Annotated in this window: 16 protein-coding genes; 9 read left to right on the forward strand and 7 right to left on the reverse strand. The window is 73.4% G+C overall.

The window, feature by feature from the left end; translation table 11 throughout:
- Positions 1-119: 119 nt before the first annotated feature.
- The 5 genes from BG482_RS37220 (at position 120) to BG482_RS37240 (ending at position 4,426) form a co-directional block, all read left to right on the forward strand.
- On the forward strand, positions 120-1,064 hold the full coding sequence (locus tag BG482_RS37220) for a Zn-ribbon domain-containing OB-fold protein (protein ID WP_069773633.1): 945 nt from the start codon (positions 120-122) through the stop codon (positions 1,062-1,064).
- The gene (locus tag BG482_RS37225) at positions 1,061-2,131 is read left to right on the forward strand and encodes a thiolase domain-containing protein (RefSeq protein WP_069773634.1); all 1,071 of its coding nucleotides are present in this window, start codon (positions 1,061-1,063) and stop codon (positions 2,129-2,131) included. Before BG482_RS37220 ends, BG482_RS37225 begins: the two co-directional genes overlap by 4 nt.
- The gene (locus BG482_RS37230; RefSeq protein WP_069773635.1) at positions 2,128-3,294 is read left to right on the forward strand and encodes a thiolase domain-containing protein; all 1,167 of its coding nucleotides are present in this window, start codon (positions 2,128-2,130) and stop codon (positions 3,292-3,294) included. The genes BG482_RS37225 and BG482_RS37230 overlap by 4 nt, the downstream gene beginning before the upstream one ends.
- 83 nt (positions 3,295-3,377) lie before the next feature.
- A complete protein-coding gene (locus BG482_RS37235) occupies positions 3,378-3,620 on the forward strand; it encodes a DUF397 domain-containing protein (RefSeq protein WP_069773636.1) in 243 nt (80 codons plus the stop codon).
- A 308-nt stretch (positions 3,621-3,928) separates the two neighbouring features.
- Complete coding sequence (locus tag BG482_RS37240) at positions 3,929-4,426, forward strand: hypothetical protein (protein WP_062646030.1); 498 nt, start codon at positions 3,929-3,931, stop codon at positions 4,424-4,426.
- A gap of 47 nt (positions 4,427-4,473) precedes the next feature.
- On the opposite strand, the gene BG482_RS37245 is transcribed toward BG482_RS37240, so the two are convergent.
- Together BG482_RS37245 and BG482_RS37250 are read right to left on the reverse strand one after the other, a co-directional pair.
- Entirely contained in the window at positions 4,474-6,393 is a 1,920-nt protein-coding gene (locus BG482_RS37245) for an N-acetylmuramoyl-L-alanine amidase (protein ID WP_079142617.1), read from the reverse strand.
- A 247-nt stretch (positions 6,394-6,640) separates the two neighbouring features.
- Positions 6,641-7,771 carry an aminoglycoside phosphotransferase family protein gene (locus BG482_RS37250; RefSeq protein WP_069773638.1) on the reverse strand — a complete coding sequence of 377 codons (1,131 nt, stop codon included), beginning with the start codon at positions 7,769-7,771 and terminating at the stop codon, positions 6,641-6,643.
- A 232-nt stretch (positions 7,772-8,003) separates the two neighbouring features.
- On the opposite strand from BG482_RS37250, the gene BG482_RS37255 reads away from it, so the two are divergent.
- Positions 8,004-9,506, forward strand: a complete 1,503-nt coding sequence (locus BG482_RS37255; protein ID WP_069773639.1) for a hypothetical protein — start codon at positions 8,004-8,006, stop codon at positions 9,504-9,506.
- A 46-nt stretch (positions 9,507-9,552) separates the two neighbouring features.
- Here the strand turns inward: BG482_RS37255 and BG482_RS37260 are convergent, their stop codons facing one another.
- Positions 9,553-10,950: a PP2C family protein-serine/threonine phosphatase gene (locus BG482_RS37260; protein ID WP_069773640.1), complete on the reverse strand. Its 1,398-nt coding sequence runs from the start codon at positions 10,948-10,950 to the stop codon at positions 9,553-9,555.
- Between the two features lie 349 nt (positions 10,951-11,299).
- On the opposite strand from BG482_RS37260, the gene BG482_RS37265 reads away from it, so the two are divergent.
- Entirely contained in the window at positions 11,300-11,713 is a 414-nt protein-coding gene (locus BG482_RS37265; RefSeq protein WP_069773641.1) for an SsgA family sporulation/cell division regulator, read from the forward strand.
- Positions 11,714-11,722: 9 nt separating this feature from the next.
- On the opposite strand, the gene BG482_RS37270 is transcribed toward BG482_RS37265, so the two are convergent.
- Together BG482_RS37270 and BG482_RS37275 are read right to left on the reverse strand one after the other, a co-directional pair.
- Positions 11,723-12,748, reverse strand: coding sequence for a Gfo/Idh/MocA family protein (locus tag BG482_RS37270; RefSeq protein ID WP_069773642.1), 1,026 nt, complete (start codon positions 12,746-12,748; stop codon positions 11,723-11,725).
- Positions 12,749-12,821: 73 nt separating this feature from the next.
- Positions 12,822-13,916, reverse strand: a complete 1,095-nt coding sequence (locus BG482_RS37275; protein ID WP_069773643.1) for a chemotaxis protein — start codon at positions 13,914-13,916, stop codon at positions 12,822-12,824.
- Positions 13,917-14,085: 169 nt separating this feature from the next.
- On the opposite strand from BG482_RS37275, the gene BG482_RS37280 reads away from it, so the two are divergent.
- Positions 14,086-14,868 carry an alpha/beta fold hydrolase gene (locus BG482_RS37280; protein ID WP_069773644.1) on the forward strand — a complete coding sequence of 261 codons (783 nt, stop codon included), beginning with the start codon at positions 14,086-14,088 and terminating at the stop codon, positions 14,866-14,868.
- A gap of 18 nt (positions 14,869-14,886) precedes the next feature.
- Here BG482_RS37280 and BG482_RS37285 read toward each other — a convergent pair whose 3' ends face one another.
- Complete coding sequence (locus BG482_RS37285; RefSeq protein WP_069773645.1) at positions 14,887-16,371, reverse strand: FMN-binding glutamate synthase family protein; 1,485 nt, start codon at positions 16,369-16,371, stop codon at positions 14,887-14,889.
- Positions 16,372-17,988 carry an alpha/beta hydrolase gene (locus BG482_RS37290; RefSeq protein ID WP_069773646.1) on the reverse strand — a complete coding sequence of 539 codons (1,617 nt, stop codon included), beginning with the start codon at positions 17,986-17,988 and terminating at the stop codon, positions 16,372-16,374.
- A gap of 342 nt (positions 17,989-18,330) precedes the next feature.
- On the opposite strand from BG482_RS37290, the gene BG482_RS45870 reads away from it, so the two are divergent.
- Positions 18,331-18,882: chaplin (locus BG482_RS45870; RefSeq protein ID WP_069773647.1), on the forward strand; the 552-nt coding region annotated here is incomplete at its 3' end.

The raw sequence follows: 18,882 nt of genomic DNA on the forward strand, positions 1-18,882 counted from the left end.
CGCGGCCCGCGAGGCCGTCGTGGTCGCTCGCGCCCACAGGGCGCAGTCGCACAGGTGATCGCCCCGCGCCCTTCACCGGGCGCTCCCCTTGACGTCGGCTTCCCGAGGAGGCAGCCCCGATGCCCGAAGTGCTGAAAGCCCCCCTTGTCGTCGAGTTCCCCTTCACCCGGTCCCTCGGTCCCGTGCAGAGCGCCTTCCTGACCGGTCTGCGCGAGCGCGTCGTCCTCGGCGTGCGCACCGCCGACGGCCGCACCCTCGTCCCGCCCGTCGAGTACGACCCCGTGACGGCCGAGGAGATCCACGACCTCGTCCCGGTCGCGCCCACCGGCACCGTCACCACCTGGGCCTGGAACCACGCCCCCCGCCGCGGACAGCCCCTCGCCACCCCGTTCGCCTGGGTCCTCGTCCGCCTCGACGGCGCCGACACCGCCCTCCTGCACGCCCTCGACGCCCCCGGCCCCGACGCCGTCCGCACCGGCATGCGCGTCCGGATCCGCTGGGCCGCGGAACGCACCGGGGCCATCACCGACATCGCCTGTTTCGAACCGCACGCCGGCGCCGGCGCACCCGCCGACGGCGATCCCGACGCGCTCGCGGACGACCGGGTCACCGGCATCGTCGCCCCCGCCCGCCTCGACTACACCTACTCGCCCGGCCGCGCCCAGTCCGCCTACATCGCCGCGCTCTCCACCCGGCGCACGCTCGGCGAACGCTGCCCGTCCTGCCGCAAGGTGTACGTCCCGCCCCGCGGAGCCTGCCCCACCTGCGGCGTCCCGACCGCGGAACAGGTCGAGGTGGGACCGCGCGGGACCGTCACCACCTTCTGCATCGTCAACATCAAGGCGAAGAACCTCGACATCGAAGTGCCCTACGTCTACGCCCACATCGCCCTCGACGGCGCCGGCCTCGCCCTGCACGGACGCATCGGCGGCATCCCCTACGACCAGGTCCGCATGGGCCTGCGCGTCGAACCCGTCTGGACGGAAGGCGCCCGCTACCCCGACCACTACCGGCCCACCGGCGAACCGGACGCGGACTACGACGTCTACAAGGAGCTGCTGTGACCCGCGAGGAACCCTCGGACAGCCGCGACATCGCGGTGGTGGCCTTCGCCCAGACCGACGTCCTGCGCACCACCGACGAGCTCTCCGAGGTCGAGATGCTCATGCCGGTCCTGCACAGCGTCCTCGACCGGACCGGCCTGAAGACCGCCGACATCGACTTCACCTGCTCCGGTTCCAGCGACTACCTCGCCGGCCGCGCCTTCTCCTTCACCCTCGCCCTCGACGGCGTCGGCGCCTGGCCGCCCATCTCCGAGTCCCACGTCGAGATGGACGGCGCCTGGGCGCTGTACGAGGCGTGGACCAAACTCCTCAGCGGCGACGCCGACACCGCTCTCGTCTACTCCTACGGCAAGTCCTCGCCCGGCTCCCTGCGCGACGTCCTCACCCGCCAGCTCGACCCGTACTACGTCGCCCCCCTGTGGCCCGACTCCGTCGCCCTGGCCGCACTCCAGGCGCAGGCGCTGATCGACGCCGGCGACACCGACGAGCCGTCCCTCGCCGCGATCGGCGCCCGCAGCCGACGCACCGCCACGCTCAACTCCCATGCCCAGCTGCGCGGTTCGGTCCCACCCGGCGACTACGCGGTGCAACCGCTGCGCACCGGCGACTGCCCGCCCATCGGCGACGGGGCCGCCGCCGTCATCCTCGCGGCCGGTGAGCGGGCCCGCGAGCTGTGCTCCCGGCCCGCCTGGATCAGGGGCATCGACCACCGCATCGAGGCCCACTCGCTCGGCGTCCGCGACCTGACCGACTCGCCCTCCACCCGCCTCGCCGCCGAGCGGGCCGGCGCGTTCGACCGGCCCGTCGACACCGCCGAGCTGCACGCGCCGTTCAGCTCGCAGGAGGTCGTCCTGCGCAAGGCGCTGCGACTGGACGACAGCGTCCGGGTGAACCTCTCCGGCGGTGCGCTCGCCGCCAACCCGATGATGGCCGCCGGCCTGATCCGCGTCGGTGAGGCCGCCGCCCGCATCCACCGGGGCGAGTCCGACCGCGCCCTCGCCCACGCCACCTCCGGCCCGTGTCTCCAGCAGAACCTGGTCGCCGTACTCGAAGGGGAACCGCGATGAGCAAGGAGCCCGTGGCCGTCGTCGGGATCGGTCAGACCAAACACGTCGCGGCCCGCCGGGACGTCTCGATCGCCGGGCTGGTCCGCGAGGCCGCCCGACGCGCTCTCGACGACGCCGAGCTGACCTGGGCCGACGTCGACGCCGTCGTCATCGGCAAGGCCCCCGACTTCTTCGAGGGCGTCATGATGCCCGAGCTGTACCTCGCCGACGCGCTCGGCGCGGTCGGCAAGCCGATGCTGCGGGTGCACACGGCCGGGTCGGTCGGCGGATCCACCGCGCTGGTCGCCGCGAACCTGGTCGCGGCCCGTGTCCACGGCACCGTCCTCACTCTGGCCTTCGAGAAGCAGTCCGAGTCCAACGCCATGTGGGGACTGTCCCTGCCCATCCCCTTCCAGCAACCCCTGCTCGCCGGGGCCGGCGGCTTCTTCGCCCCGCACGTGCGCGCGTACATGCGGCGCAGCGGCGCCCCCGACACCGTCGGCTCGCTCGTGGCGTACAAGGACCGGCGCAATGCGCTGAAGAACCCCTACGCCCACCTCCACGAGCACGACATCACGCTGGAGAAGGTCCAGGCCTCGCCCATGCTCTGGGACCCGATCCGTTACTCCGAGACCTGCCCCTCCTCCGACGGGGCCTGCGCCATGGTGCTCACCGACCGGGCCGGCGCCGCCCGCGCGCCCCGTCCGCCCGCCTGGGTGCTCGGCGGCGCGATGCGCAGCGAACCGACCCTCTTCGCCGGCAAGGACGCCGTCTCACCGCAGGCCGGCAAGGACTGCGCCGCCGACGTCTACCGGCAGGCCGGCGTGACCGACCCGCGCCGGGACATCGACGCCGTCGAGATGTACGTGCCGTTCTCCTGGTACGAGCCGATGTGGCTGGAGAACCTCGGCTTCGCCGACGAGGGCGAGGGCTGGAAGCTCACCGAGGCGGGCGTCACCGAACTCGACGGCGACCTGCCCGTCAACATGTCGGGCGGTGTCCTGTCCACCAATCCGATCGGCGCCTCCGGCATGATCCGCTTCGCGGAGGCCGCGCTCCAGGTGCGCGGCCAGGCCGGGGAACACCAGGTGGAGCGGGCCGGGAAGGTCCTGGGGCACGCCTACGGGGGCGGCTCGCAGTTCTTCTCCATGTGGCTCGTGGGGGCGCGGCCGCCGATGTCCTGAAAGGTCCCCCTCGCGTGCTCTGTCGGCGTCCCGGGCCGGTCGCTAGGCTGGCCCGCGGACGACGAACCGGGAGGAGCACGGACGTGGCCGAGAGCACCATCCAGCAGCAGCCGCTCACGGGCTGGGACAAGCCGGAGCTGGACCTCAGCAACGCCGAGTGGCAGTCCAGCAGCCGGGGGCGGGGGGATGTCCAGATCGCCTTCGTCGAGGGCTTCATCGCGATGCGCAACAGCGGCAGCCCGCACAGCGCTTCGCTGATCTTCACACCTGCCGAGTGGGGGGCGTTCGTGTCGGAGGCGCGGGCGGGAGAGTTCGATCTGACCTGAGCGCGGCCCGCCGGCCGACGGCCGCACCGCGGGGGAGCGGGCCGGGCACGCCCCGCCGGTCGCGAGGGTCGGGCCGACGGCGGCGAGGACGGCCGGCGTGCCCTCGGCCGACGGTGTCCACGGCCGGCGAGGGCGCTCGGCCGACACCGGACACCGGATGCCGCACCCGGGCGCCGCACTGCGCGCGCGGGCCGCGGAAGGGGCGGGGGGAACGCCGGGAAGCGGTGCGGCGCGGAGCGGTTCGCGCGCGGCGGGGCCGCGTCCCGCCCACGCGCCACCGGAGGGCGTCGGCCACGTACCATGGCCGCATGTCGTTCCTCCGCCGCCGCAGCGCCACGCCCGCCGGGCCCGACTTCGACGTCCTGGCCATGGATCCGGGCGACTGGCCCGGCAACCTGGGCGCCGGTCTCCTGCCCGCGCCCGACGGCAGCTGCCAGGGCGTCTTCCTGCGCTACGACCTCTTCGGCGGCCGCGGCCCCGCGATGATCATCGGCAATCTGCCCGAGGGATCCCCGGCCCGTGAGGTGGAGGAGGGCGAGGTCCCGTTCGAGGTGGCCCAGCTCCTGCTCGCGCTGGAGAACGACGAGGAGGTCACCGTCGTCGGCACCGAGGACATGCCGGTGATGCAGGGCGACAACCTCCTGATCGTGCGCCGTCTGAAGCTCTCCGAGGGGCGGATCTCCTGTGTGCAGTTCGACCGCAGCGACAACGTCCTGGTGACCATCGCCGCCTGGGACCGCCCCATCACCGACGACCTGTACGCCCTGCTGAAGCCGCTCCCGGCGGAGCTGTTCCAGCAGGGCTGAGGCCCGGCCACGCCGTTCGACGCCGCCGACCGCACGGGCCGGGTTCGCTACGTCGCCGGGGTGGCCTTCACGTCCGCGGCGCGCACGAACGCCACCCGGTGGCCGTACTGGATCTCGTAGTACTGGTCGTCGCCGACGATCAGCCGGTGCGAGTCGCCGGCGAAGGTGACGGCGTAGTAGTACTCGCCCGCAACCTTGTCGCCGACCACGTACTTCTGACCCTTGGGCAGCGTGTACGGCAGCGGTGAGAGCGCCTGGGCCGGGACGCCCGCAGGGTAGGCCCCGGCCTCGGGGTAGGCCCGGCCGTACAGGGCGACGCTGTCGCGGCCGTCCTTCGGGGTGACCACCTGGCCCGTCGTGGGGACGGCGGTCGGCTGGGCCTCGGGGTTCCTGAACCAGGCCTTCCGGCCGAGGTACCAGATCGCCGTCCAGTCGCCCCACCGGTCGGCGACCGCGTACTGCTGGCCGGTCGACGCCCGGGAGGCGACGTCGTTCACGCCCGTGGTGGGGGCCGAGCCGTCGCCGACGTCCTTGACCAGGGCGGACTTCTCGTCATGGTCGGAGTACAGCCGCACGTCGCCGGAACCGTGGACCGCGCACGCCAGGCCCTGGCCGCCGCAGTCCGTGTACGCCGGCCGGTTGGCGGCGTAGTCCGGCCGGATCGTCACCACGGAGCCGCTGCCACCGGCCGTCGCCTCGAACGGCCGGCCCAGCAGCTCGAAGTAGTGCCGCCAGTCCCAGAACGGCCCGGGGTCGGTGTGCATCCCGGGGATGCTCGCGGTGGTCGGGCCGGGCACGTTGTCGTGGCCCAGGATGTGCTGCCGGTCCAGCGGGATGCCGTACTTGGCGGCCAGGTAGGTCACCAGGCGCGCAGAGGCCCGGTACATCGCCTCCGTGAACCAGGAGTCGGGCCGGGCGAGGAAGCCCTCGTGCTCCAGGCCGACCGACTTGGCGTTGACGTACCAGTTGCCCGCGTGCCACGCCACGTCCTTGGCCTTGACGTGCTGGGCGATGTGGCCGTCGGTGGAGCGCAGCGAGTAGTTCCAGGACACGTAGGTCGGGTCCTGGACCGAGGACAGCACTCCTTCCCAGCCGCCCTCGGTGTCGTGCACGACGATGTACCTGATGTCGGGCGAGGCGGGCCGGTCGGCGACGTCGTGGTTGCCGTAGTCGTCGTCGCCGAACCGCTCGTGCGGCGCCGGGATCCACTCGCAGGACACCGTCGTCGGGCACTCGGCGCCCGCCGCCGAGAGCGTGCGCAGACCGGCCCGGTGCAGCGGGGCCGTCCGCGGGACCAGGCCCGGCTGCGCCGCCAGCGCGACCGTCTGCCCGTCGTCCGTGGTGCGCTCCTCGCCGCTGCGGAGCACCTGGTAGACGTCGTCGGCGTAGGCGGCGGCCGTCGCGGTGTCGTCCGCGCCCGAGAACCGTGCCACCGCGCCGTACCAGTCCGCCGGATCGGCGCTGAGGGGCTCGCCCAGGGTGCGCTGTGCGGCGGCGAGGAGCGCCGCGCCGCCCGCGACGTTGGCCGCGGGGTCCGTGCGCAGGGCCGCAGGACTCAGTCCCGTCAGCCGCGCCGCCTTCGGCAGGGTCTTCAGCCGGGCCGGCAGCTCCGCGCTCGACGGGAGCCGAACGTCCGGGACGCGCGCCGGTCGCGGCTCCGGGCGGACGGAGTCGCCCCGGAGGGCCTGGGCGTCCCGGCGGTGGTGCGAGGCGACGCCGAGCGCCGTGCGCGCGTCGGTGAGGTGCATCGGGCCGTAGCCGCCGGTGACGCTCGGCGCTCCGGCGTGCGCGTCCCATCGGGACTGGAGGTAGGAGACGCCGAGCAGCACGCTCTGCGGCACGTGGTACTGCGCGGCCGCCGCGGCGAAGGCCCGCTGCAGGCCGGTCGCCGAGGTGGGCCGGGCGTCCGCGGCGTCGGCGGGGGACGCCGCGGCGCACAGCGGGAGCAGCAGAGCCGCCGACGCCATGGCGCCTGCGGCTCTGCGGGAACGTCTGCGGGGTCCGGTGGGAGTGACGGGTTTTCGCACTGCGGTCTCCTGGGGACGAGCGGGCGGCGGCGCACGGGCCCGACGGGGCCCGGTGGATTCGCCTTTTGCCGACAACCCGTCAATCATGACCACGAATCGGGCATTTACCCCGTCAAGACACCGCCCGCACGCCGAGAGGCCCGTGGCGCGCCGCCGAAGCGGCGCGCCACGGGCCTCTCGGCCCCCCTCAGCGAGTGCCGACCGCCGCGCGCACGGCCCTGCGGGCCAGCTGGCAGTCGTCGTGCAGCCGCCGCAGCAGCAGGCGCTGTTCCTCGCCTGACGGCGCGCCGCCCGGGTGACCCGTGGTCGGGGCCGTGTCGTGCATCGAACGCTGCACGGCCGTCTCGTAGGTACGGATCTCGCGGGTCAGCACCAGCATCAGGTTCACCAGGAAGGCGTCCCGTGCGGCGGGTCCCGCCGACTGGGCGATCTGGCTGATCTGACGGCGCGCCACCGGAGCGTCGGCCAGTGCCGACCACAGGGTCGCCAGGTCGTAGCCCGGCAGGTACCAGCCCGCGTGCTCCCAGTCCACCAGCACTGGACCGGCCGGTGACAGAAGGATGTTCGACAGGAGGGCGTCGCCGTGGCAGAACTGGCCCATGCCCTGCCGGCCCGCGCCGGCGGCGATGCCGTGCAGCAGCTTCTGCAGGTCGCCCATGTCGCGGTCGGTGAGCAGACCCAGCTCGTGATAGCGGGAGATGCGGGCCGCGTAGTCCAGGGGCGCGTCGAACGTGCCCGCCGGCGGCCGCCAGGCGTTGAGCCGGCAGATCGCGCCGAGCGCCGCGCGGACGTCGGCCCGCGGCGGAGCCTCGGTGGGGTGCCGCTGCAGCGCCGCCACCCGCCCCGGCATCCGCTCGATCACCAGGGTGCAGTTGTCCGGGTCCGCCGCGATCAGTCTCGGCGCCCGCACGGGGGGGCGGTGCCGGACGAACGTGCGGTACGCGGCTATTTCGTGCCGGATCCGCTCCGCCCACACGGGGGAGTGGTCCAGTAAGCACTTGGCGACGGCCGTGCTGCGTCCCGTGGTGCCGACGAGGAGCACCGAGCGTCCGCTGCGGCGCAGCACCTGGACCGGAGCGAACTCCGGGCAGATCCGGTGCACCGAGGCGATCGCCGTGCGCAGTTGGGCCCCCTGGGGGCCGGACAGGTCGAGTCTCCCGCTGAGCGGTTGCGTGCCGAGCCCCGCGGGGCGCCGGACCGGCCCCGCGCCGAGCGCGGGGCCCGCCGACCGTGCGGGGTCCAGATAGGGGCCGCCGCCGCCCGGGCGGGTGTGCAGCGACCGGGGCGGGGCGGACACGGAGGACGATGCTGCGTACATGGGAGAAACAGATCCCTTCGTGTGCCGGACGTCAGTGCGCTGCCCCGACCGGCCCTTACGGGTACACCCTGGGGAATGTCCCTCGGCGACCGGGTCGGGGTGGCGCTTTCCTACCTGACACCCGTGGCCCAGTGGCACACCATCTGGCGAACCCTGGCGAACCCTGGCGAATAGTCGCCCGGCAACTTTCACCGGGCTACTGTCAACTCAGCCGAGAACCTGGGGGCTTGACGTGAGCGGACAACCCAACACGCGTCTGACGGACCTGTTCGGCCTGGCCGGCTGGTCCAAGGGCGAACTCGCGAGGCTGGTCAACCGGCAGGCGGCGGCCATGGGCCACCCCCAGCTGTCGACCGACACCTCCCGGGTGCGGCGATGGATCGACACGGGAGAGATCCCGCGCGATCCGGTGCCGCGGGTGCTGGCGGCTCTGTTCACCGAGCGTCTCGGCCGTGTCGTGACCATCGAAGACCTCGGTCTGGTCCGGCACGGGCGTACAGGGAAACGGCCGGGCGGCGGGAGTGCTGAACATCCCGACGGCGTGCCGTGGGCGCCCGAACGGACTGCCGCGGTCCTCACCGAATTCACGGGAATGGACCTCATGCTCAACCGACGCGGCTTGGTGGGCGCGGGTGCCGCGCTCGCCGCGGGATCAGCACTCAGCAGTGCCATGTACGAGTGGCTGCACACCGACCCCACCCTCTCCGCCGACGCTCCTGTCATCGACCATCCCCTCCTCCACCACGCCGACCCGGCCGGGTTCGACCGCTACGAGGCCGCTCCCATCGGAGCGGAGGAGGTCGACGAACTGGAGCTCTCGGTCGAGGTGTTCCGGGCCTGGGACGCGGCCCGCGGTGGCGGGTTGCAGCGCAAGGCTGTCGTGGGACAGCTCAACGAAGTGGGCGGCATCCTCGCCTACCGTCACCCTGCCCATCTCCAGCGGCGCCTGTGGGGCGTCGCGGCCAACCTCGCGGTCCTCGCGGGCTGGATGTCGCACGACGTCGGACTGGAGCCGACGGCCCAGAAGTACTTCGTCATCGCCGCCCATGCCGCGCGTGAGGGCGGCGACCGGCCACGGGCCGGCGAGGCGCTGTCGCGGGCGGCCCGTCAGATGGTCCACCTCGGACGGCCCGACGACGCCCTCGACCTGATGAAACTGGCCCAGTCCGGCTCCGGCGACGACGTGCTGCCGCGCACCCGGGCGATGTTCCACACGATCGAGGCCTGGGCGCAGGCGTCGATGGGCAAGGGACAGGCCATGCGCCGCACCCTCGGCCGGGCGGAGGACCTCTTCGTCTCCGACCCGGGCGACGTCAGGCCGCCGTCGTGGATGCAGACCTTCAAGGACGAGGATCTGTACGGCATGCAGGCCCTGGCGTACCGCACGCTGGCCGAGTTCGAGCCGCAGGCGGCCGCGCACGCCCAGTACTACGCGGAGAAGGCTCTCGCGCTGCGCGTCGACGGCCGTGAGCGGTCGAAGATCTTCGATCATCTGTCCATGGCGTCCGCCTGCTTCATCGCGAACGATCCCGAACAGGCGGACCGGTTCGCACGGTTGGCCCTGATGTCGATGGGGTCGAACTCCTCCCGGCGCACCTGGGACCGGCTGAGCCAGATGTACCGGCTCACCGCGCAGTACGCCGACTCCCCCCGGATCAGCGAGCTGCGCGAGGAGATCGTGCTGGCGCTGCCGAGGCAGAAGGGGGTGCGGCCCGGCAACGACGCCCAGGCGTGAGCGGGATGGAGTCCGTCGTCTCTTCTCGACCGAATGTTGTGGGCCGTCAGCGGGTGACGCGGGCGACGAGCAGGCAGGCGTCGTGGTCGCGTCCGGACTCGCCGCACTCCTCCACGACGGTCCGTACGCAGTCCTGGGCGGTGCGCGCCCCGCCCAGACGGGGGGCGAGGCCGAGAAGGCGGTCGGCGGACGCCAGCCCCTCGGTGTGCAGCAGAAGCAGATCGCCCTCTTCGAGGGTCTCCTCGGCCTGCCCGTAGGCGGCGCGTGAGGTGGCCCCGAGGAGCACGCCCTCCGGCGCGCCCAGCCGGCGTCCCAGCCCCGCCCGGAACAGCAGCGGGGCGGGATGTCCGGCCTGCGCCCATGTCAGGGTGCGGGTGTCCGGCCGGTAGCGGCAGCACAGGGCGCTGCCCAGAGCGGGTTGGACGGTGGCGTCCAGCAACTGGTTCAGCCAGGCGAGGAGCTGGCCGGGCTCGGTGCCTGCCATGGCCATGCCCCGCAGGGCGCCCAGCATCATCGCGGTGTGGGAGGTGACGGCCGGGCCCTGTCCGGTGAGATCGCCGACGCCGAAGACCGTCCGGCCGTCGGGGAGTTCGACGGCGTCGTACCAGTCGCCGCCGATCAGCGAGGTCGTCGCGGCGGGCAGGTGGCGGGCGGCGAGGTCGAGGGAGCCTGCGTCCCGGCTCGGCAGGCTCAGGGGGCCGCGCCACGACGGCAGGACCGCCTCCCGCAGTTCGGCCGCGAGCCGGTGTTCGGTCTGCGCGCGGTGTCGCTGCCGCTGGAGCGAGTCACGGCTCTCGCGCACCGCCCGCTGGCTGCGGCGCAGTTCGCTGACGTCCCGCAGCACGGCCCACATCGAGGCGGTGCCGCCCTCGGCGTCGAGCACGGGCTCGCCCATCATGTGCACGGTGCGGGGCTCGCCGTCCGGGCGGACGACGCGGAACTCCCCGTCGATGGGCCGGGCGTCGACCAGGCAGTCGGTGACCATCGAGGTCAGCTTCGGCCGGTCCTCCTCCAGGACGACCGAGGGCAGTTCGTCGAGGGTGAGGGGAGGGACGGCGGGGTCGCGGCCGAGGATGCGGTAGAGCTCCTCGGACCAGACGGCCTCGTCCGTGAGCAGGTTCCATTCGGCGCTGCCGACCCGGCTGAGCAGTGACTCGCGCCGGTCGGCCGCCGGTGCGGCGGGCGCGGTGCGGACGGCCGTCGCGGACGGCGGTCCGTCCCGTAACTGGGCCAAGTGTGCGTCGAGGTCGTCGAGTTGGTGCCGTGCGAGGTCGTAGAGCGCCCGCTGCCAGCGGCCCTGGGGGTCGGCTTGGTCGCTTTGCGCGCCCAGCCGGACGGCGTCCATGTCGCCCTTCAGCCGTCGTGTCTGCGTGATCAGCGCGTCGACCGAGCCGCGTCCTGGCGGCTGGGTGGCTGAGCGGTCCGCGGAGACATGGGGCGGCATGACGCACTCCGATACGGGACGGTTCGACGAGGGCTGACACGAGGGCCGTCACGACTGTTGCACAGCGCGCGACGACGTGTAAGGGCTTTGGCAACACCCGATTCGGTGGTGCTTCTGGCATATGCCACTGTCTCCCGGAAGGGGGCCGGGGGCGTGCTCGGGACGGAGTGGTGAGGGGTCAAGTCGTATGAGGCGTACGTGACTTGAGGGACCAGTGGGGAGGCCGGGAAGACCGTCAGTCATGCGTTCGACGGCTCTGTGTTCCATGGTTCTGCGGCTGTGATGCAGGTCACAACAATTGGACCGCGCTTTCCCGTAATGCGAAAGGCCCCTGCGAGGTCGTACATGCATGGACATCACGCTGGAACAAGCCGTCCGCGCCCGTCTGATCACCGCGGAGGACCAGGAGCTGCCCGTGCCCGCCACGCTCCGCTACGACTCCGCCGATCCCTTCGCCGTGCACGTCGACTTCCCTGCGGAGGTATCCCTCGAGGGCGAGGCGGTCACGTGGACGTTCGACCGAGGCCTGCTGGAGGAGGGGGTGCGCGGTCCGGCCGGGAGCGGCGACGTGCACATCTGGCCCTGTGGCCGGACCCTCACGGTGATGGAGTTCCACTCCCCGCTGGGAATGGCCCTGCTCCAGTTCGACACGGGCGCCCTGCGCCGCTTCCTGCTGCGCAGCTACGCGGTCGTCGCGGCGGGACGGGAGGACGTCGGAGCCGCGCTCGACCGGGGGCTGCAGGCCCTCCTCGGCAACGTCTGAGGCCCGGCGTCAGTGACCGGTCCCGGCGTACAGGCCCGGACGCGGGGCGAGTTCGACCGTGGTGCGCGTGCCGCTCTCCAGCGCCGCGACCCCGGCCTCGGCGACGACGGAGGCCGCGTAGCCGTCCCAGACGGTCGGGCCGGTGGCCTCGCCCCGCCGGGTCGCGTCGACCCATGCCTGTACCTCGCGGTCGTAGGCGTCCGCGAACCGGACCAGGTAGTCCTGGGGCACGTCCGCCCCGGCAGCGCCCCGCGCGGTGACGAGCATCCCGTGGTCGTCGCCGATGCGTGCGGCGCCCGCCTCGCACACGGCCTCGCAGCGGACCTGGTACCCGAACCCGCAGTTGACGAAGACCTCCACGTCCACCAGGGCGCCGCCCTCGGTCTCGAAGACCACGAACTGCGGGTCCTGCAGGCCTCGGGGCGCGCCCGAGGAGGCGGGCGGGCGCAGCACGGTGACCGCGGTCAGCTCCTGGCCGAGCAGCCAACGGGCCGCGTCGATCTCGTGCGACACCGAGCTGTCGATCAGCATCGCGCTGGTGAAGTCCGGCGGGGAGGAGACGTTGCGGTGCACACAGTGCAGCATCAGCGGCCGTCCGAGGCGTCCGTCGTCCAGCAGCGCCTTGAGCCGTCGGTACCCGGCGTCGTAGCGTCGCATGAACCCGATCTGCGCCAGCCGGCGTCCGTGCCGGGTCTCCGCCTCCATCACCCGCAGCGCCCCGGCCGAGTCCGGCGACATGGGCTTCTCGCACAGCACCGGAAGGCCCCGGGCGAACGCGGCGAGCAGGGCTTCCTCGTGCGCGGGCCCCGGCGAGGCGATCAGCACGGCCTCGACGCCGGGCGCGTCGAGCGCTGCCTCCGCGTCCGGGTGGACCGTCGCCGCGTCGATCCCGGCGACGGCCTCCTTCGCGCGTGCGGTGTCCGGATCCGCCACGGCGGCGACCCTGGCCCCGCTCACCACGCGATCGAGACGGCGTATGTGGTCGGCGCCCATGTGTCCGGCGCCCAGCACGGCGACGCCCAGCGGATCGGCCACGCGTGATCTCCTCCCCGGTCGACGATCACGCCGAAGCGTACGCCGCCGGGGAGGCGACCGGAGGGGCCCTCGGTCAGTAGCGCAGCACGCCGGCGAGCCCGTCCGCCGCGCCCAGGGCGCCGTCCGGGAGGAAGCGCACCTCGGCGCCGGTCTCCAGGCACTGCTCGACGAGCTCGTCCACGATGTCCTCGCGGGCGTCGAGGTCGCCGCTCGTGGCGGGGACGAGGTGCTCGCCGTCCTCGCGGACCGTGACGCGGTAGTTCTCCTCGACGGCGAGCAGCCGGACCCGGCCCTCCCGTGCGCTCTGCCAGAGCTCGTCGACGCCGGCCGCGAACGTCTTGCGGCCCCGGGCGGAGTCGAGTTCCAGGACGACGGCCTCGGCGTCCCGGCGGGACTGCTCGTCGAGCACGGGACGCACCGCCTGCCACACCGCCTCGGGAGCGCCGTGGGAGAGGCCGCCGTGCGGGATGTGCACGGCGTCCCGGGCGGCCGGGCCCTGCTCGTCGAGGAGCGCCAGCGCCGCCGGTTCGCCGGTGACGTACAGGGGCAGCGGGTCCTCGCGCTGCAGCCTGGCCACGGCGGCCTCGGCGGCCCGCAGGAAGTGGCGGGTGTCCTCGTCGCGGAAGGTGCTGGGCTGGTCGCCCATCCGCTGCTGTCGCTCGGCGTCGAAGTTCTCCCGGCTCCTGGTCAGCGGGAAGCCGCCGCCCCGCGCCTCGGTGACCCGGCCGGCGCCGCCGTGCCACAGCGTGACGCGGTCGGCGGAGACCGACAGCACCCGGAACGGGCGTTCGGAGGCCTGCGCCGAGACCAGGTTGCGGGTCAGGAACGTGTCGGAGAAGACGACGCGTTCGGGCACGGCCCGGGCCAGGGACCACACCTGGTGCTCTCCCGGGGCCGCGTAGATGACCAGGCCGTCCTCGCTGTGCGCCAGGTCGACCTCGGCCAGTGCCCGGTCCAGCTGGCCGGCGACGTCGGCGCGCCGCTCGCGGGTGACCGCCGGGTCGTGTTCCAGCTGCTTCTTCGCCTCGGCCACGACATTGCGCAACCGGACGCGGTCCTGGGAGTTCTCGGGTTCGCGTCGATGGGTCGGCGTCAGCACGGACACCGCCGGATAGGGGCGGGGGCGGCGCAGTTCGGAGAGGGTCGCGGGGCTGAGTGCGTGCTCCATACGAGCACGATAGGACTGATTCGCCTGTCGGGCATTCGGGGCAAGATCGGCATATGCGTACAGTCCGTCGCCGTCATCGCGAAATCCTCCGGGGGCGGCCGGTGACGGCGACCCCGGCCGCCGGTTACCGTACGCGTCAGTAACCGGGACAGCATCGCAGGAGGCACGCATGCCGCAGCTCGAAGTCGACGGCGCAGCCCTGACGTACGACGACGAGGGTCCGCGCGACGGCGACGGCGTGCCCCTGGTGTTCGTGCACGGCTGGACGGCGAACCGGCATCGCTGGGACCACCAGGTGGCCCACTTCGCCGTGCGGCGCCGGGTGATCCGGCTCGACCTGCGCGGACACGGCGAGAGCGGCGGCGCGGGCGTGAAGACGGTCGCGGAGCTGGCGGCGGACCTCCTCGCCCTCCTGGACCACCTCGACGTGCGGCGGTGCGTGCTCGTGGGCCACTCGATGGGCGGCATGATCGCGCAGACCGTCGCCCTCTCCCACCCGGAGCGGGTGGAGCGCATGGTGCTGGTGAACTCCATCGGCCGGATGACCTACAGCCGGGGCAGAGGCCTGTTGATGGGCGCCTCCACGCTCGTCCCCTTCAAGATGTTCGTCGCCGCCAACATCCAGCGCGCCTTCGCCCCCGGCTACCCCAAGGACGAGATCCGCGCCTACGTCAGGGCGTCCGCCGACACCCCGCGCGAGGTGGTCATGACGCTGTACGGCGCCATGCGCGCCTTCGACGTCCTCGACCGGGCCGGGGAGATCCAGGCCCCCACCCTGATGATCCACGGCTACCACGACATCCAGCTCCCGGTGCGGCAGATGCTGCGGATGGCGATGGCCTACCCGGACGCCGTCGTCCGCATCATCGACGCCGGCCACGAACTCCCCGTCGAGAAGCCGGCCGAGCTGACCGCCGCGATCGACGCCTTCGTGACCGACAAGCTCGCGTAGCGGGTGCGAGGGCGGCCGTCAGCCGAAGCCGTCCGGGTCGGCCGCCTTCCAGTCCGCCTCCCACGACGGCGGCGGCCCCGCGAGCAGCTCGCCCGGCGCCAGCCACTCGTACAGGTCCGCGTACGAGCGTTCCACGCCCGAAGAGAGCCGCCGCACCAGGTGTGCGGGGGTGAGCCCGCCCGGCTCGCGCACGCCCATCGCCGCCATGATCCGCACGGCGTCGCGCACCGTCTCCCGCTGATAGCGCTCGACCTGCCGGGCCTTGTCGGGCACGTGCAGTCCACGGGTGCGCAACGGGTCCTGCGTCGCCACACCGGACGGGCAGCGGCCGGTGTGACAGAGCCCGGCCCGCACACAGCCGACGGCCAGCATCATCGCGCGGGCCGCATTCGTGTAGTCGGCGCCCTGGACGAGGCGCGCGACGATGTCCCGGCCCGTGGCCACCCGGCCGCTCGCGCCGATCCGGACCCGGTCCCGCAGCCCGACGCCGACCAGCGCGTTGTGCACGGTGACGAGTCCCTGGGTGAGCGGCAGGCCGAGCCGCCCGGCGGACCCCGACGGCGGGGCGCCCGTGCCGCCCTCCGCTCCGTCGACCACCACGAAGTCGGGGGCCACCCCCTCCGCCAGCATCGCCCTGCACACCGCCAGGAACTCCCGCCGCGCCCCCACGCACAGCTTGAGCCCGACCGGCTTGCCGCCCGCCGCCTCGCGCAACCGGGCCACGAACAGCACCAGTTCCCGCGGCGACGAGAACATCCGGTGCGAAGGCGGCGACACCACGTCGACACCCTCCGGGACCCGTCGCTCGCGAGCGATCTCGGCGCTCACCTTCACCCCCGGCAGCACCGCCCCCATGCCGGGCGCCGCCCCCTGCGACAGCTTCAGCGACACGCACTTCACCTCGGGCAGCGCCGCCTTGTCCGCGAACTCCCGCCAATCGAGGCCGCCGTCGTCGGTACGGCAGCCGAAGTACCCCGTCCCGATCTCCCAGACGAGGTCGCCGCCGCCTCGCAGATGGTGGTCCGACAGCCCGCCCTCCCCGGTGTCCTGCGCGAAACGGCCCAGCGCCGCGCCTCTGTTGAGGGCGAGGACCGCCCGAGCCGACAGCGCCCCGAAGCTCATCGCCGAGACGTTCAGCAACGCCATGTCGTAGGGCTGCGCGCAGTCGGGCCCGCCCACCTGCACCACCGGCGGCTCCTCGGCCGCCTCGGTCGGCCGCAGCGACGGCACCAGGAACTCCGGCTCGTCCCACGCGTCGGCCTGCGGCTCCCGCACCACGCCCCGACGCGGGCGGGGCCCTTCGGCGGGGCGCCTCAGGCGTCCGACCAGCGGATGGTTGCGCCGCACGGAGTGACGCCGCTGCACCAGGTCCGCGCCGCCCACGCAGGTCAGCGCCAGCGCCGGGGCGGCCGCCCACCACCATCGGCCGGAGACCAGGAACGCGGCGGGCGTCGACACGGCGGCGGTCAGGGCGACGAGCAGCAGCGGCCAGAACCGGCCCACTCAGTCGGCGTCCTCGTCGGGGCCGCACGAACTGCCGCTGGGCGGGAGGGAGCCGTACAACAGGAAGTCGTCGACCTTGCGGTGCACGCACTTGGACGATCCGTACCCGGTGTGCCCCTCGCCGCGGTTGTCGAGCACCACGGCGGACGACCCGAGCCGCTTCGCCGTCTCCACGGTCCAGCGGTACGGCGTCGCCGGGTCACCGCGCGTGCCGACCAGGAGCATCTTCGGCGTACTCAGGTCCTTCACCTCGTCGCGGATGAAATCGGTGCCCTTCGGGCGGCCGTAGCACATCAGGACCTCCGCCAGCCGGTAGCGGCCGAACACCGGCGACGCCTTGTCGTAGGCGGCCCGCAGCCGCTGGAGGTCCGCGGTGACCTGCCGGGCGTTCGGGCGGTCGGGGTCGTCCGCGCAGTTGATCGCCATCAGCGCGGCGGGCAGGTTGTCCGGGGGCACGTCCTCGGCGTCGACGAGCGCGCCGGGCGAGGGCCCGCCGCCCGGCGACCGGAGCGGAAAGGGGAGCGGAAGCGCGATGCCGCCACCGGCGAAGCCCAGGACGCCACTGGCGTCGCCGCTCTCGGTCAACTGGGCCAGCGCCCGCTCCAGCAACGGCCACAGCTCCTTGCTGTACAGCCCCTGGCCGAGGGCTCCGACCAGGTCCTGGCCGGTGAAGTCCGCGCCGAAGTCCGTCGGCAACGGGTCCTCGTCGAGCGAGCGGACCAGCCGCACGACCGCCTCGCGGGCCACGCGCGGATCCTGTCCGAAGGGGCAGGCGATGTCCTTCACGCACCAGCCGACGAAGTCGTCCAGCGCCACCTGCTGCCCCCGCGCGCTCGCGACGCCCTGCTCGGAAAGCGGCTCGGTCAGCGTGTCGACGCCGTCGAGGACCATGCGCCCCACCTTGTCGGGGTACTGGGCGGCGTAGACCGCGCCGAGCCTGCTGCCGTAGGAGAAGCCGAGGTAGTTGAGCTTCTTGTCGCCGAGCGCCCGGCGCATCACGTCCATGTCCCGGGCCGCGTCGACCGTGCCGATGTGCGGCAGGACCGGCCCGGAGTGCTCGGCGCAGACGGCGGCGGCCTTCTTCAGCCGGGGCAGCAGGGTCCGCGGATCCGCGAGGGCCGCGTCGTCGTCGAGCGAGGCCAGTCCGCTGTCCTGCCCGCTCCCGCAGCTGACGGGGGAGGAGCGGCCGACGCCCCGCGGGTCGAAGGCGACCACGTCGTAGCCGTCCGTGAGGTCCATGAACTCCTTGCCGCTGTGGGCGAGTTCGGGCACCCCCGCGCCGCCGGGGCCGCCGAAGTCGAGCACCACGGAGCCGCGCTTGTGTCCGGTGGCCCGGTAACGGGCGATCGCGAGGTCGAGCGTGGCCTTCTCGGGGTGGGCGTAGTCGAGCGGGACGGTCACCTTGGCGCACTGCAGGTCCTTGGGCATGCCGTCGCCCTTGCACGCCGACCAAACGACCTTCTGACCGTCGAACCGGGACAGGTCGGGACGGTCGTCCGCGTCGGCGTTCCGGTTCGCGGTGATCGTCGGCAGGCCCGCGCCCATCAGGGTCAGTGCGGCGGTGGCGGCGAGCGCACAGCGTCGCAGCCCGGGCCGCGTCGACAGCTTGGCCAGCATCAATGCCTCCAGGGACGCCCGCAGCGGTCCGGGGACGGCGCCCTCGCTCACGATAAGCGGCCGCCCGGCGACCCGCCTCCGGGCGGAGAGTCCGGCCCCGCGCCCGTGCGGTGAGCGGCGCGCGGACGACCCGGGCGGGCCGTGCGGCTATCGCGACCTGCGGCCCAGGGCGCCCGCGGGGCGGGCGCGACACCAGTTCGAGCAGGGCGCGTCCGACCGGGTGAAAGGGCGCTCACGCATAACCCGGAGGGTCCGCCGGCGTTCTACCCGGTGCGGGCGAGTGCCCGCGACACATGTCTGGAAGGCAGGGACCCCATGAGACGGGTTACCCGAACCGGTGTGATGGCCGTCGCCGCAGTCTCCGGCGCGATGGCCGTGACACTGCCCGCACACGCCGACTCGGCGGCGAACGGCACCGCGGCGGGCTCGCCCGGGCTGATCTCCGGCAACGGCGTGCAGCTGCCCGTGCACCTCCCGGTGAACCTGTGCGGGAACACGGTGAACGTGGTGGGCGTGCTGAACCCCGCCGCCGGCAACACCTGCGCCGAAGCGGGCGCGGCCGCCGCACACGCCGGGCGTCGCGCCCCGTCCGGCGGCGCCACCGCGCAGGGCGACGTGAAGGACTCCCCGGGCGTCGTCTCGGGCAACGGGGTCCAGCTGCCGGTGCATCTCCCGGTGAACGTCAGCGGCAACAGCGTGAACGTCGTCGGCATCGCTGACCCGGCCTTCGGTAACGAGTCCGTCAACGCCTCCGGCGAGGGTCCCGTGGCGCCCGCCGAGCCCGCGACGCAGCCGCCGGTCCGGCACAACCCGCCGTCGCAGTCCCAGCAGCCGGGCCCGCGGGCCATGCCCCCGGGTGCCGCCCTCGCCCCGCAGGCCGCGGCGCCCGTCGCC

This window comes from Streptomyces sp. LUP30 (assembly GCF_001746365.1).
GTDB lineage: Bacteria > Actinomycetota > Actinomycetes > Streptomycetales > Streptomycetaceae > Streptomyces.